The sequence below is a fragment of the Bacillus cereus group sp. Bce019 genome (genome assembly GCF_051781745.1).
Lineage (GTDB): Bacteria > Bacillota > Bacilli > Bacillales > Bacillaceae_G > Bacillus_A > Bacillus_A cereus.
Genome location: NZ_JBPWJX010000002.1, coordinates 84,235 through 99,546, shown reverse-complemented (window position 1 = coordinate 99,546; position 15,312 = coordinate 84,235). Strand labels below are relative to the sequence as shown.

The window sequence follows — 15,312 nt, the reverse complement described above, 5'->3', positions numbered from 1 at the left end:
TTCACATGCTTATAATTAAAAAAGACGCCCTAAAAAATCAAGCGTTCCTTTGCTTACATCTATGAAATTGTGCAGATAATATGCAAATATTAATAAGCATAAGTACCCTCCATATAAACATATGATGAAATGAACGATAGGACAAGGAGGTATCATAATGTTTGCTTATACGTTAACTACCTTAACACTTTGCTGTACTTCGATTCTTATTACATCCTATATTTCTAAACGTAAGGGTACCCTAATGGAGTATATGGTATTTATTATGTCTTTTAGTATGAGTATCGGTTTAAGTATTGTTTTTTACTTAGGCATTCTCTTTAAGGAGGAATTACTATATTCTACTTTGCTTGCTATTTCAATTAGTGGTTTTATCGGCTTTTTAATCGGTCTACGTTTTCACCTATATACCGCTTTAGAAGGAATGTTCTCTGGATTAATGGCAAGTATGATGGGAGCAATGATTACAGAAATGTTAAACGCTCAACAAGCTCATAGTATATTGTTCATTAGCCTTTTACTTACTATAACGATTACTATGTCCTGTGTGATTCAATTATTATCGGAGAACTTTTCTACTTTTATCCAACAGCGTTTTTTGTCATTACTTTCAATTAGTGTAGTAATTATCGTTGCCGTATTCGCGACATTCCCAGATCATACTCCCTCACCTACATCCGGGCATGATCAACACATACATTAGTACTTGCAACAAAAATGAATAAGCAGCTATCCATAGGATAACTGCTTAATATTACTCTGGCTTATTAGGAATGTTTCGGTTTGGAACATAATCCGATTTGTAATCTGTATATTTTACTTCTGTTACCATCCCAGCTGAAGCATGGTGTAAATCATGACAGTGGAACATCCAATCGCCCGGATTATCTGCTACAAAGGCTACTTCATATTCTTCTCCCGGTTTTAAGTTCAATGTATCTTTCACAATTGGAGAACCTTCTATCGGTTTTCCATCTTTACTCAATAACTGGAAGAAGTGACCATGTAAATGCATTGGATGATCGTCCATTTTAGAACCATTTACTAATTTTACTTTTACTAAATCACCCTTTTTTACTTGAATTGGGTCAATATCTGGAAATACCTTTCCGTTAATTGTATATACCATTTCATTTCCATTCATTTGCGTATTTAAGTCCATATTATATGTGGCAGTATACTGCTGATTTAACGTGAAACTACCTAATTTTTTAGCACCATATTTCGTCATATCTAATTTCGGTAATTTTTCTTTTTCATCTGCTTTATCTTTCATCTCTTTGCTGCCATCATATTCAATAACAGCTTTCATTCCTTTTGCACCTTTATTTTCTGAATGGTCTTCAACATACCATTTCCCCGAATTGTTAGCAGTAAATTCAACATCATAACGTTCACCCGGTGCAATTGAAATTACTTTATCCCCTATAACTTTTGGATCGTTTATTGGTTGACCATCTGTCGCAATTACTTTTATATCATGACCGTGAACATGTATATCATGTGATAGATAACCAGCATTAACGAGTCGAAGACGAACTTTATCTCCCTTATTCAGTTTCAATGGCACTACTAAATCACCGCTTTTTCCATTGATTGTGAATAAATCATACATACTCATATCATGACCTTCCATCTTCATATTTCCATGGTCCATTCCTGCCATATTGCCAGAGTCTTTTTGATCACTGCCCATGTCCATACCAGAATGAGCCATGCCGTTCTTATCATCATTCTTTTCCTCATTTTCATTACCTTTAGATTTATTACCTATTTGCCCTTTTGTCATTTCTTTTAACTGCTTATTCATTTCTTCTTTATCTGTAACCCATTCATCCAACATTAATGTGTAATCTTTATCATATTTTTCCTTTGTATCTTCTACAATGAGCGCTCCATACAAACCTCTATCTAATTGATTTACAGAATCTTGATGCGAGTGATACCAGTACGTTCCTGGTACGTTCGCTTCAAATTCGTAAGTAAAACTTTTTCCTGGTTCAACTGCATCTTGTGTCACACCTGGAATTCCATCCATGTTATTTGGGACAGGATATCCATGCCAATGAATAGATACTGGTGCAGATAATTCATTTTTTAATGTCACTTTCACCTTTTCACCTTTTTTCACCCGAATTTCTGGACCAGGAGATGAGCCATTAAATGTCCAGACTGGAACAACAACACCGTTACTTAATTTTTGCTTTTCTTCTTTCGCTATTAAAGTAACTTCTGGTCCTTTTTCAACCTTCAATGGTGTTATAGCTGTTTCAGTCTGTAGTGTTTTTTTATCATTCATATTTTTATGATTATTTGTTGTATTTGTCGTCACAGAACAGGCAGCAATTAAAAATATTGCAGAGACTGTAATGACTGCTAATACAAATCGCTTCATGGAAAATCCCCCCTTTTTCTTTTTCAAAATCATTATAGAAGTTGATTTTCAAGAAAATAAGGAGATGTAATTAGATCTTACGTAAGCTAATTGGAAGATTACTAAAAGCGGAGACATTACAAGAGGCGAATATTTTAGAAATACAAAATATTTTCCTTGTAGCGACTATATTAGCCGTTCTCGTATTTGTTTTGACGTTATTTCTTAAGAAACAATAACACTGCTATTATTAAATAAGAAAAATGTAGCTAAAATGCTCTTCACAAAAGAACTTACATTTTTGTATAATAAGAACTAATGTTCCTTACAAGAAGACAATAGACTCAAATTACACAAATATATCAAATAGAAGAGGATTGATATACGATGAAAATTGATAGACCAAAAATTTCACCAGAGTTATCTTCAAAGAATTTTCAAGATATTTTTTATGAAGAAGATCCAACATTGGAAGTGTGTGAAATTATAGACTCCACTTTCGAAAATGAATGTGTAGATAGAGTGCGATTGTATGATGCAGTGATAAAGAATTGTAAATTCACTAATACAGACTTTAGCAATATTGATATTACAGATGTTTGTTTTGAAAACTGTGATTTATCAAATGTTAATTTAAGCAATTCTTCTGTTCACAGAGTCGAATTTAAAAATAGTAAATTAATCGGAGTAAATTTCACAGAATCTAGCTTAGGAAATGTTAAATTTGAGAATTCAATTTTGAATTTAGCAGCATTTGGAAATTCTAAACTAGAAAAAATTATATTTAATGAAACTTCATTAAATAATGCAGATTTTTTTGACTGTAAACTTAAAAAAGTTGAATTCCAATTATGTAGTCTTGATGAAGCTAATTTTGATCAGACATCACTGAAGGGGATAGATATTAGTTCTTCTACCTTTGATACACTTACAGTTTCAGTGAACGATTTAAGAGGATGTAAAGTATCAACATATCAAGCTGTTCAGTTTGCTACTTTATTAGGATTAATAATTAAAGATTAGTATTTCGAAGAAAAGAACCCTATCCCGAATCATGGATTTTTTAATTGTCCACGATTCGAGATAAAGTTCAAATAAATTAGTGATGACTCTTTTATTATTTAACTACAGCTTGGTTTCCTTTTACATGTTCATTATTTACACTCATAAATTCTTCAATTTCTTCAACTTCTCTAATGATATCTTTTGACAAGTTTTCATACCCGTCTTTCGTTACAAGAATGTCATCTTCAATACGAATTCCAATTGATTCTCCTTCAATATAAAGACCAGGTTCAATTGTTATAACCATACCTTCTTCTAACATTCTATCTTTATATGTTCCTACATCATGTGTATCTAAACCAAGGAAATGGCTGACACCATGATAATAGTATTTTGATAACTCTTCATCTTCTTGAATTAAACCAATTGCTTTACACTCTTCTGCCAGTACCTTTTTTGTATGCTCATTTAATGCAGCGAACTTTAATCCTGGCTTAATAAGCGCTGTTGTTTCTTTTAATGCTTTTAATACAATATTATAAATTTGTTTTTGACGACTAGAGAATGTTCCATTTGCCGGGAATGTATAACTAATATCAGCGTTATAGTAGTCTTTTTGAGCACCTAAATCTAGTAATACTAAGTCACCATTTTGAATTTGTGCATCATTATCTTCATAATGAAGAACTGTAGCATTTTTCCCACTCGCCAAAATTGTATTGAACGCATGGTGCTTAATGCCAGATGATTTCAGTGTAAAATCAAATTGAGCTTCTAATTCATACTCCATCATGCCTGCTTTTGCATTTTTTAACACATTGTAAATACCATCTTTCGTTACAGCAATCGCTTCTTTAATAATTTCAATTTCTTCCTCTGTTTTAAACACTCGTAATTCACAAATGTTCGGATATACATTACCAATTGTTACGTGTGGGTATTTTTCTCTTACATGTTTAGCAAATGCTAATGTTTTTGTCTCCGTACCATTCCAATCACGACGTTCTATATCTAAATATAGATGCTTCGCATTTTCTGTAAAAAGTATATTTGACATTGTCTTTTCAAAGCTATCTAAATATACAACTTTCTTTATACCTGAAATTCCCTCTGCTTCTTCGCTAGAAACTGTCTTCCCAACCCATTTTTCCATTACTGGATCTGATTTTTCAATGAAAAGTGTCTCTTCTACACTATTCCCAAACTTTTTCAGCATAAAAATAACATTTGGTTCATCGATTCCCGTTAAGTAGTAAAAATTACGATTCGGTACAAATTTATAATGTGCATCAGCTGACATATGCGGTGCTTGTCCCGCAAATAAAACCGTAATAGATCCCTCTGGTAATGTGTTTGCTAATCGTTCTCTATTTTGAGAAAAAAATGTTGATTTCATAATAATCCCCCTAGTGTTCTATGTATGCTTGTGAAACTAATCATCAATACAATTCATTCTATTATTGTTATAATTTTTCGTCAATTTTTAACTAAATTTTAGATATTATTGACACAAACAACTAAATAAGTTACAATAACTATAAATTAGTAAGTTACTAATTTAATTTAAAACAAGAGGTGAACAAAATGCAAAACATTTTATTCCGTATTAATGAATTATCAAAAAAAGAAAGAACATCTGGATTAACAGTTGATGAAAAACAAGAACAACAAATGTTGCGTCAAAACTATACACAAACATTTCGTGGAAGCTTAGATTCCATTTTATTAAACACAAAAATTGTTGATCAAAATGGTCTTAACGTTACACCAGCCGCATTACAAGATGCTCAAATACGTTTAAAATTAAGCAAATGAGTTCCACGCTAAAGAATTTTAATAAAACATAAACAGAGCTGGATTTCCTATATAGAAATTCCAGCTCTGTTTATTGTCTTTTCTAATTTAGTAAACGAGCGATACATCGCAATTCTCCACGACACAATCATCGCAAATGCAAGTAAGAAAAACATTCCGCTTAACTCTGCCAAATCAATCGATTGGCTTAAATATGACTTTAATGCCACGCGTACAGCTAATAAGCCTACTAAAATAAATATGAATGCTTTTGACGGTTTCATAAATATATGTTCGCCTTTTATTTCGAACTTAGTTGTTTTAATAAGAAAAATAGAGAAAATAAGCCCTATACTAATTGCCTCGACTATTTCTAACGATGTTAATCGAAACTCTGGTAAAAAGTACATCATTGCGCCTGTACTCATAAAAATTGGCGGCAATATAATTTTCTTTTTCGTTACCGGCTTTTTCGCTGCTTTAAAACGTAGAAACATTACCCCAACAGCCATACAAACTGCTACGACACTTGATAAAAGTGCTATCATACTTTCCACTCCTATCTATTTAAATGACTTTTTTAACAAAATCATAAACCAATAAGTAACTACATGCCACATTATAGAATTTCTTCATTATATTCCTCCTGCTGTAAACTTTCCATATTCGCTGCAATCATTTTACGCAAAGTTTATGAACGGAATATGAACAAAAAAGCCATTCTGCAATTAATAATTGCAAAATGGCTTTTTAACTTATTTTAAATCGTCAATTGTGAAAGCACCTGGAAGTAATTGCTCAACAGTCACTTCTTTTTCATCACCTTTTACATTCGTTAGTAATACAGGCATTTTCGGATCACAGAATTCAGCAATTACTTGTCTACACGCACCACATGGTGAAATAGGTCCATCAGTTTCTCCTGTAATAACTAAATAACTAAAATCGCGCTCCCCTTCTGATACCGCTTTAAATATTGCTGTTCTTTCTGCACAGTTACATAAACCATAAGAAGCATTTTCTATATTACAACCAGTATAGATTTTCCCTTCTTTCGTAACTAACGCTGCGCCAACAGGAAATTTAGAATACGGAATATACGCTTTCGATAACATCTTGTTTGCTTCTTCAATATATTTTTTCTTATCCATATTATTTCCCCCTCAAAGTAAATGAAATGATGATTAGTCAGTAATAACTGTATGAACTAATTTAGGAGCCACTGCTGTTTCAGCGATAGAGATGTTCTCATAAATTTTTGCTTTTACATCTTCTACATTTTCACGGTTTGCGTAGATTGTTACGAAAGGCTCGCCTTCTTTTACTGCATCGCCAACTTTTTTACGTAACATTAATCCTACTGCTAAATCGATTTCATCTTCCTTCGTTGCACGACCTGCACCAAGTAACATAGCTGCAATGCCAATCTCATCTGCAACAATGTTAGAAATAACACCTGAAGTTTTTGCAGGTACATCAATTACATACTTCGCTTGTGGCATTTTTTCTGGATTGTCTACAATTGAGCTATCTCCGCCTTGATTGCTTAAGAACTCTTTAAACTTCTCAGTTGCTTTTCCGTTCTTCATCACTTCAATTAGCATTTCACGAGCTTCTTCTAACGTATTTGCTTTTTTCGCAAGTACGACCATTTGACTTCCTAATACGAGTACTAATTCTGTTAAATCTTCTGGACCTTCACCTTTTAACGTATCAATCGCTTCTTTCACTTCTAGAGCATTACCAATCGCAAATCCAAGAGGTTGTGACATATCTGAAATAACTGCCATTGTTTGACGTCCTACGTTATTTCCGATACGTACCATTGCATGTGCTAATTCTTTTGCATCTTCTTCTGTTTTCATAAATGCACCAGCACCTGTTTTTACATCAAGTACGATTGCGTCAGCACCAGCTGCAATTTTTTTACTCATAATTGAACTTGCGATTAAAGGAATTGAGTTAACAGTTCCTGTTACGTCGCGTAATGCATAAATCTTTTTATCTGCAGGTGTTAAGTTTCCTGTTTGTCCAATAACAGCTACTTTGTCACGGTTTACAATATCAATGAATTGTTCTTTCGTAATTTCAACGTGGAATCCTTCTACCGCTTCTAATTTATCAATTGTTCCGCCTGTATGTCCTAAACCACGACCAGACATTTTTGCTACTGGTACATCTAAAGCAGCTACTAACGGTCCTAATACTAATGTTGTTGTATCACCAACACCGCCAGTTGAATGTTTGTCTACTTTAATTCCTTCAATTGCTGATAAGTCGATCGTTTCTCCAGACTCAACCATCGCCATCGTTAAATCTGCACGTTCGCGATCTGTCATATCTTTAAAGAAGATTGCCATTGCAAGCGCACTCACTTGATAATCAGGAATACTTCCGTCTGTATATCCATTAATAAAGAATTTGATTTCTTCAGTCGTTAATTCTTTGCCGTCACGTTTTTTTGCAATAATATCTACCATTCTCATTACAATCACCATTCCTTTTTATATTATATAAATCTATTAAAATAATAAGCCAACGATTGTTGCTGATAAGAAACTTACTAATGTTGCACCGAATAGTAATTTCAAACCAAATCTTGCGACTACATTCCCTTGCTTTTCATTTAAGCTCTTAACTGCCCCTGCAATAATCCCAATTGAAGAGAAGTTTGCAAATGAAACTAAGAATACAGAGATAATCGCTGTCGTTCTATCTGAGAAATTAAAGTTTCCTTGTGCTAAATCTGTCATAGCGACAAATTCATTTGATACTAATTTTGTTGCCATAATATTTCCGGCATTAACTGCTTCATGCCAAGGTACACCCATAATAAATGCAAATGGTGCAAATGCATAACCAAGAATTTCTTGGAATGAAATACCGATTACACCTTTAAATACTGCATTAATGAATGCGATAAGAGCAACGAAACCGACTAACATAGCTGCTACTGTAATCGCAACTTTAAATCCATCAATAATGTATTCCCCTAATACTTCAAAGAAGGTCTTCTTCTCTTCTTCTTGTACTTCTAACATATCTTCTTCCTCAGTAACTTCATATGGGTTAATGATAGAAGCAATGATGAAACCACCGAATAAGTTAAGCACTAAAGCGGTTACAACATATTGTGGTTTTAATAACACCATATATGATCCAACGATAGACATAGAAACTGTAGACATTGCTGATGCACATAATGTATACATTCTTTTCTCTGGCAATAACCCTAGTTGTTTCTTAACTGAAATAAATACTTCAGATTGTCCTAAAATCGCAGATGCAACAGCGTTATATGATTCTAGTTTCCCCATTCCATTTACTTTACTTAATGCTAGACCGATAGATTTCACAATAATAGGTAATACTTTAATATGTTGCAAAATACCTATTAAGGCTGATATAAATACGATTGGCATTAATACACTTAAAAAGAACGAAAATTCTTTTTGATTTACTAATCCACCAAATACGAAATTCACACCGTCAGCGGCATATTTTAATAGCTCTCCAAAACCATCTGCTATTCCGCTAATTAATATATTCCCTACACTTGTATTTAATAATAGAAACCCCAAAATGAATTGTAATATAACCATCGTTATGATTGGACGATATTTGACTTTCTTTCTATCATTACTAGCAAGCCAAGCGATACCTAAAATCAATACGAGGCCAAAAACACCGATTAAGTATTTCATAAGCCGTTTCCTCCCATTCGTATCCGCTTACATTTTTTCAATTATTAAAGCAATAGATATACTTTAAACGTATATCTATTGCTTTAAGCTTTTATCGATTAGTAGTTATCTGTAGCACCTTTTGCATCATTTAATACGATTGCAACACTAGCACTTGCTCCAACGCGAGAAGCTCCAGCAGCTACCATTTTGTCTGCATCTTCACGTGTACGAACACCGCCAGATGCTTTTACACCAACGTTTGGTCCTACTGTTTTACGCATTAATGCGATATCTTCAGCAGTTGCTCCGCCAGTTGAGAATCCAGTTGAAGTTTTTACGAAATCAGCACCAGCTTTTACTGATAATTCACAAGCACGTACTTTCTCTTCATCTGTTAATAGGCAAGTTTCAATGATTACTTTTACAAGAGCTTTTCCTTTTGCTGCTTGTACTACTTCATAAATGTCTTTTTCAACAAGTTCGTTGTCGCCATCTTTCAAAGCGCCTACGTTGATTACCATATCAACTTCAGTTGCACCTTTTGCGATAGCATCTTTTGTTTCAAATGCTTTTGTTTCAGTAGTGCTTGCTCCTAATGGGAAACCGATTACAGTACAAACGTCTACATCATGTCCAGCTAGTTCATCAGCCGCTAATTTTACCCATGTTGGGTTAATACAAACAGAAGCGAATTTATATTTCTTTGCTTCTTCGATTACTTTCATAACATCTTCTTTAGTAGTATTAGCTTTTAAAATTGTATGGTCAATTAACTTTGCAATGTTCATTATCTTCACTCCTCATATCTTTTAACAACTTCATTCTAACTCTTAGTTGAACAAATGTAAATACGCTTTTGAAATTTTGTTCATTCTTTTTTAAAAAGCATTTTCTTGTAGTAAATAAAGCGCATTCTAACAAAGAACAGTTCATATATAATCAAATTTTCTATGTTAACAATGGTAGTATGTATCTCCATATCCATAATTATTTTTAAAAAGGCAAATTGTGTTCAAAAAAGACTCCTATCATTCATACATAACAAAATAAAAGGAGTTCTCAATATGTTAATTTTGAGAACTCCTTTTATTTCTAACCTTTTTGATAATGTAACAGTTCTTTTGCTGTATGCTGATCGATAATTAATACATTTGCATACCCGCCACGTAACGCACCATCAATTGCTTTTATTTTTCTATTACCACCTGCAACTAAAATAGAGCGTTTCTTTAATTTCAGTTCCTCTAACTCAATTCCAATGGTACGCTTATTGATTTCTTCACTACTAATATTTCCGTCACCATCAAAGAAACGTGAACAAATGTCACCGACCGATTGTTTTTTGAGTAAATTTGTTTCATCCTTATCGAAATAACCTAATCGGAATAATAGCGCTTCGTCTCGCACTGTTCCTACAGTGAAAATTGCAATATTCGCTTGTTTTCCCATTTCGATAATGTGATGAATATGTCGATCCTGCTCCACTAATTCTTTTGTCACTGCATTATCAAATATAACCGGAAGAGGTAGATTTCTTGGCGTCGTTTGAAAAGCATCTGCAAATAAAGCTATCGTCTCATTCGCATATGTATTTACACTTGAATGACTAATACCACCTTTTAGCTGGACAACCTCTACCCCTTTTACATGTTGCGGTACGATTTTTCTAGCGATTTCATACATAGTCATGCCCCAGCTTACACCAACAATATCACCGTTTTTAACCGTCTTTTCCATATACTCAGCAGCATATTTACTTATATACTCTGTAATCGTTGCATATTCCGGCACTGGAGAAAATACCACATGTGCCTCTAACAAGTTGTACTTTTCTTTCAGTAAATTCCCGACGTTATCTAAATCAGCAAATGGATCAGCGATGCTAATTTGAACAAACCCTTTTTCTTTCGCGTACTTTAACAATCTAGAAATCGTCGGTCTTGAAATATTTAATTTATTAGCAATTTCTTGCTGACTATAATCTGATTGATAATATAATCTTGCAACTTCAACGCTTAATTGTTGTTTATCTTTTTCCATAGTAACTCATTACAAATCCCTTCCTGTATTTCCCTTTCGTTACAAGCATTATACAGCTTTATGCAAAAAAATTCGACTACCGAATTTTATCTAACTGAACTTCTATTCCACTTATTATATACAATGAAACCTTATTGTGTAGATTTACAAACCCAATATAGAAACACTTAAAACATATAAATCGGTTTATATGTAATTCTTTATTGCTTTTCCTGTAGTAACGATAACAAAGCCGTTCAATAAGAAACATGAAACATCGTCTAAAAGCTATTCAAATACCCCTCATAAACAAAAGATACTGTTCATAAGGGGTATGTATTCAATTTAAGTTTATAAAAATCGGATGGAAACACTGCAAGTTCTCACTTATTTAGAATAAGAGAAAAGATGATGTTTTATTTGTTCAATAAAATAATGATGGTGTATATTATCGTTAGATACGCGACTTGCCATAATAGCTCCCTCCATTGAAGATGCAAGAAAAGAAGCGAGCGATATAATATCTATATCTTCTTTAAGTTCTTGTTTCTCTATTCCTTCTTTTATGAGAGAAGCCATTAACATTACTGTATCATCATAACCTTTTGCTGCTGCTTTTTGTAATTCTGGAAATACTCCAGTACTTTCAATTGCGCTATTAAGTAATGGACAGCCTCCAGCAATAGGAGGATTATTAGCTGCATCTTGATATACAAGGAAAATTGCAAGGATTTTATCGATTGCTGTCTTTTTATTTTCCATTGCTTTATGAAAATGACTCCACATAATCTCACCACTTTTGTCATAGGCAGCAAGGACAATTTCTTCTTTACTTTTGAATCTACGATAAATAGATCCTTTAGGTAGTTCAGTAGCTGTCATTATATCCTGTATGGATGTGCGAGTTATCCCATTAGTATTAAATAAATATAAAGATGTTTCAATAATTTTTTCTTTAATCTTATCAACTTTAGTCATACTTTGTAATCCTCCTAATAAAAACGAGCTTAATATTCCAGGTGATATTTACCATCTATTTTCTTGAATTTTTTTGTAAGTATAAATAAGTTTGGAACAAAAATATATTATCCATCCCTATATTATGTGAACCTCAAACAATACAGTTTGAAAAGAGGTAATCAAATTGTATTATCTATATCATTCAAATAAATTTTCTGTCAAAATTAACATGTCCAATTATTTAATTCAGTCCTGTTATACAACTAATTTCACCTACAATTGTAGAAGGTGTAAAAATATATAGTTAATTTTAACGTATAGACTATGATTATTATATATAATTTTTATTAATATGTTTAGCTAAAGTGTTTGAACTACTCCCACTTTCACTTCGTATATTAGGATATCTCCCGCAGTCCTTGCAGTTAAAAGCCTTATCACTTCATTCTATAAAAAGCTAATTGTCAAAAATTAATGAGTACTGAAATTTGCTTGTAAATAAGCAACTGAGATATAAATATATTTGTTATTTACCATTTTTATTTTATTAATAATTTATAAAAGGGGTTTAAAAAACTAGAAACTTATAGTATCATTAGTTTCCGAACCGAACGGTCCGGTTCGGTATTAAATAAATATATTTTAGAAGGAGAACCTAATGCAGCAAGAAAAATCAAAGATTCTAAGTAACTTAATTATGGAGGTAATAAAGTGAACTTTATAAAAATGAATAAAAAAGAAATTATTATGCTAATAGTTTATACAATGTTTGCACTACTCCAAATTGGCTTGTTCATATTATTTGGCCTATCACTTTTAACTAACAGTAATTTAGTTGAATCAGAATTTGCTCTTAGTGCCATCGGTTTGACTGTACCTGCTATTGTAGGAATAATTTTCTTTAGGAAAGAAATTATTGAAAGTTTTACTTATTTTAAAGAGAAAACAATTTTGAAAATAGTAAGCATTCCTATGGTGGTTTTACTTATGGTAATTGTGGAAAATTCTATTATGCATTTTCTAAACATAGGTCAGCCAGAGAACCAAGAACAGGTCCTTACAAGGGGCGCAGAGGTGCCTATTATATTCACATTACTTCTATTTGGGATTATAGGGCCAATAATTGAAGAAATCATATTTCGTCATATATTAGTGAATCGTTTTTCGGAATATGTTGGTACTGCTATTGCATCCATCGTTTCGATTATAATTTTTGCAGGTCTTCATTCAAATCAACTTTCGGATCTTGCTATATATTTACCTGGTACGGTGATGCTTACTGCGGCTTATCTTATTTCTAATAGATCCCTTGCATATGTTATAGCGATACATATGTTAAACAATTTTATTCCTTTTATTTAATTGCATATGTCATAACAAGACATATGTAATTGAAGGTTTTGATGCAAAAATACTCTATGTTTCTATCGAGTATTTTTGGTACCAGAACCACTTTTTCTAAAGCATAAGAAATCTTATCAAAACTACAACTTATTAGGAGAGTATCGGTTATGATTGTAACAACAACGTCTGGAATTCAAGGTAAAGAAATTATTGAGTATATTGATATTGTAAATGGTGAAGCTATTATGGGTGCAAACATTGTCCGCGATTTATTCGCTTCAGTTCGTGATGTTGTCGGTGGCCGTGCTGGTGCTTATGAAAGTAAGCTAAAAGACGCTCGTGATATTGCAATGGACGAAATGAAAGAACTTGCAAAACAAAAAGGTGCGAACGCTATCGTTGGTATTGACGTAGATTACGAAGTTGTACGTGATGGAATGTTAATGGTTGCTGTCAGTGGTACAGCTGTACGTATATAAGTAAATAAAAAAACGGTTCCTCCCTTGGAATTTATACTTTGAGGAGGGGCCTGGTTCTGTTGCAGATTTTAAAGAATAAAAAGAGATGTTGATAAAGCATTATACGTCGAAAAAACACAGTTTGAGTGTAAACTGTGTTTTTTTATATAGAAGCCTCATCCCATCACTATCAAGCTAAAATTTTGTGTTAACTTGTAAAAAATGTACATTTTTTACTTTGGGGTAATTTTGAATCCTTAAGCTTATGGGCATGTGCTGGTACCCTCTAATACTGTACAAATTTTTTATAAATGGTTGTAAGGTTCTACGTTTTTGACCATTCTGTACAACGATAACTTTGGTTTATTGATTTCACCTGTAATCTGGTAGCCTATCCTCTGATACAATTTAATGGCAAGTTGGTTCTCTTTCTTTACCGTCAGAGAGCATTTGGCAAAGCCTTGCAGCGAAGCTTGTTCCTCAGCAAACTCAATTAATCTGGTACCTATCCCTAGTCCTCGACTTTCGGGCAGTAAGGCAATTGTTCCGATGTGAAACTCGTCATCTTCTCCCTCCTTCAAGGTAAACATGGAATAAAGCATTTTGATATTCAGAATGTTATAAACAACAAAACCCAGCTTCCGGAACGAAAGCAGCTGTTTAAAAGTGGGCCAGGCAAGACGATTTAAAACGGGTATGGGATAGCAAGTAATCATCCCTAAAGTTTTCCCGTCCATTTGAGCTTCATAGGCGTATTGATGACTAAAACGGTTGTTCTCCTGCCGCCATAGCTTACAAAATGTCCAATCGACTGTGTTCTTCTCCTCAGATCCTGCAAGTGGAAACGCCATGTATTCCAATGCCATTACATTTAGCTGGGCGCCGACCATGGATTGATGAACAGCCTTTACAATAGAGATTTTATTCATTATCCTATTGCTCCTTTTCACTTTCTATATTATTAATATTAATTATCATGGATTTGAATCAGTTCACTTCCCTCTCAATTCATCCTTAGCTTTGAAACCATAATAAAATGTATTTAAAACAAGCTCTGCAGCAGATTTTTTAGCCACATTTCCTTCATGTACCTGTTCCCAGGTATGGAAAAGCAGAGCATAAAGCGTATTCAAAATCCATTCACTGCTAACTGTTTGCTGAAAGTAACCTCTTTGTTGTAGCAATTCAATAACGCGTCTTAAGGGTTCCCTCAGCTTCTCTTCTGCTTCACCTAATTCTTTGTTGTTAAATACAGATGCATCATGACCTAGAAAATAGATTTTGTCACCTAAAGGGATTAACGCTTCAATGAGTTCCGGGATATAGTTTTCGCTTCTTTCCTCATCCAGTGGAATCTGGTTTACAGTATCACTTACCAGTTGTATAGCCCGATGGCCCAAGAACAGCATCAATTTCTCCCTGCTTTCGACGTAGCGATGGAGTGTAGCAATTCCAATTCCCGCATATTCCGCAATTTCATTCATCGAAGCAGTAGGATTTTCAACAAGCAATATAGTAGCTGAATCAAGAATTGCATTAAATCTCGCTTCCTTCAACGCTGACAAGTCTTTCTTCATCGTCAATCTCTCCCTTTTTCTGTATAAAGTCGTCATTTTTGATAGATAAATATATCATTTGATATTATAATAAACAATCTCAAATAAAGTGTCCA

General features: G+C 33.4%; 16 protein-coding genes. 5 read left to right on the top strand and 11 right to left on the bottom strand.

All coding sequences use genetic code 11. From position 1 onward, the window contains the following. Positions 1-157 precede the first annotated feature (157 nt). Positions 158-703, top strand: coding sequence for a hypothetical protein (locus tag ACS2QP_RS03905; protein WP_017673929.1), 546 nt, complete (start codon positions 158-160; stop codon positions 701-703). 51 nt (positions 704-754) lie between these two features. On the opposite strand, the gene ACS2QP_RS03900 is transcribed toward ACS2QP_RS03905, so the two are convergent. Further along, positions 755-2,395 (bottom strand): multicopper oxidase family protein, encoded by a 1,641-nt coding sequence (locus ACS2QP_RS03900; RefSeq protein WP_326235401.1) that lies wholly within the window; start codon positions 2,393-2,395, stop codon positions 755-757. 366 nt (positions 2,396-2,761) lie between these two features. Here ACS2QP_RS03900 and ACS2QP_RS03895 point away from each other — a divergent pair, with 366 nt between their 5' ends. Continuing rightward, positions 2,762-3,397, top strand: a complete 636-nt coding sequence (locus ACS2QP_RS03895; RefSeq protein ID WP_000687265.1) for a pentapeptide repeat-containing protein — start codon at positions 2,762-2,764, stop codon at positions 3,395-3,397. 94 nt (positions 3,398-3,491) lie between these two features. Here ACS2QP_RS03895 and ACS2QP_RS03890 read toward each other — a convergent pair whose 3' ends face one another. After that, entirely contained in the window at positions 3,492-4,775 is a 1,284-nt protein-coding gene (locus ACS2QP_RS03890) for an aminopeptidase P family protein (RefSeq protein ID WP_326235402.1), read from the bottom strand. A 188-nt stretch (positions 4,776-4,963) separates the two neighbouring features. Between ACS2QP_RS03890 and ACS2QP_RS03885 the strand changes: the two genes are divergently transcribed. Next, a complete protein-coding gene (locus ACS2QP_RS03885; RefSeq protein ID WP_001179621.1) occupies positions 4,964-5,194 on the top strand; it encodes a DUF896 domain-containing protein in 231 nt (76 codons plus the stop codon). A gap of 47 nt (positions 5,195-5,241) precedes the next feature. Here ACS2QP_RS03885 and ACS2QP_RS03880 read toward each other — a convergent pair whose 3' ends face one another. The 7 genes from ACS2QP_RS03880 to ACS2QP_RS03850 all read right to left on the bottom strand — a co-directional run bounded on the left by ACS2QP_RS03880 (position 5,242) and on the right by ACS2QP_RS03850 (position 11,856). Continuing rightward, positions 5,242-5,721, bottom strand: a complete 480-nt coding sequence (locus tag ACS2QP_RS03880) for a CcdC family protein (RefSeq protein WP_000561074.1) — start codon at positions 5,719-5,721, stop codon at positions 5,242-5,244. A gap of 207 nt (positions 5,722-5,928) precedes the next feature. Beyond that, positions 5,929-6,324 carry a cytidine deaminase gene (locus ACS2QP_RS03875; protein WP_000358533.1) on the bottom strand — a complete coding sequence of 132 codons (396 nt, stop codon included), beginning with the start codon at positions 6,322-6,324 and terminating at the stop codon, positions 5,929-5,931. A gap of 33 nt (positions 6,325-6,357) precedes the next feature. Next, positions 6,358-7,659 (bottom strand): pyrimidine-nucleoside phosphorylase, encoded by a 1,302-nt coding sequence (locus ACS2QP_RS03870; protein ID WP_001983022.1) that lies wholly within the window; start codon positions 7,657-7,659, stop codon positions 6,358-6,360. 36 nt (positions 7,660-7,695) lie between these two features. Continuing rightward, positions 7,696-8,877 (bottom strand): NupC/NupG family nucleoside CNT transporter, encoded by a 1,182-nt coding sequence (locus tag ACS2QP_RS03865; protein WP_000876188.1) that lies wholly within the window; start codon positions 8,875-8,877, stop codon positions 7,696-7,698. 98 nt (positions 8,878-8,975) lie between these two features. Further along, on the bottom strand, positions 8,976-9,647 hold the full coding sequence (gene deoC, locus ACS2QP_RS03860) for a deoxyribose-phosphate aldolase (protein WP_017673935.1): 672 nt from the start codon (positions 9,645-9,647) through the stop codon (positions 8,976-8,978). A gap of 304 nt (positions 9,648-9,951) precedes the next feature. Further along, positions 9,952-10,899 carry a sugar-binding transcriptional regulator gene (locus ACS2QP_RS03855; protein ID WP_000409781.1) on the bottom strand — a complete coding sequence of 316 codons (948 nt, stop codon included), beginning with the start codon at positions 10,897-10,899 and terminating at the stop codon, positions 9,952-9,954. Between the two features lie 366 nt (positions 10,900-11,265). Further along, complete coding sequence (locus tag ACS2QP_RS03850; protein WP_000169640.1) at positions 11,266-11,856, bottom strand: TetR/AcrR family transcriptional regulator; 591 nt, start codon at positions 11,854-11,856, stop codon at positions 11,266-11,268. A 693-nt stretch (positions 11,857-12,549) separates the two neighbouring features. On the opposite strand from ACS2QP_RS03850, the gene ACS2QP_RS03845 reads away from it, so the two are divergent. Both ACS2QP_RS03845 and ACS2QP_RS03840 read left to right on the top strand, forming a co-directional pair. Then, positions 12,550-13,200 carry a CPBP family glutamic-type intramembrane protease gene (locus ACS2QP_RS03845; RefSeq protein ID WP_001009308.1) on the top strand — a complete coding sequence of 217 codons (651 nt, stop codon included), beginning with the start codon at positions 12,550-12,552 and terminating at the stop codon, positions 13,198-13,200. 149 nt (positions 13,201-13,349) lie between these two features. After that, the gene (locus ACS2QP_RS03840; protein ID WP_000637505.1) at positions 13,350-13,661 is read left to right on the top strand and encodes a heavy metal-binding domain-containing protein; all 312 of its coding nucleotides are present in this window, start codon (positions 13,350-13,352) and stop codon (positions 13,659-13,661) included. A 284-nt stretch (positions 13,662-13,945) separates the two neighbouring features. On the opposite strand, the gene ACS2QP_RS03835 is transcribed toward ACS2QP_RS03840, so the two are convergent. Together ACS2QP_RS03835 and ACS2QP_RS03830 are read right to left on the bottom strand one after the other, a co-directional pair. Further along, positions 13,946-14,569, bottom strand: a complete 624-nt coding sequence (locus tag ACS2QP_RS03835; RefSeq protein WP_001033856.1) for a GNAT family N-acetyltransferase — start codon at positions 14,567-14,569, stop codon at positions 13,946-13,948. A 63-nt stretch (positions 14,570-14,632) separates the two neighbouring features. Continuing rightward, positions 14,633-15,217, bottom strand: a complete 585-nt coding sequence (locus ACS2QP_RS03830; protein WP_000710981.1) for a TetR/AcrR family transcriptional regulator — start codon at positions 15,215-15,217, stop codon at positions 14,633-14,635. Positions 15,218-15,312: the final 95 nt, after the last annotated feature.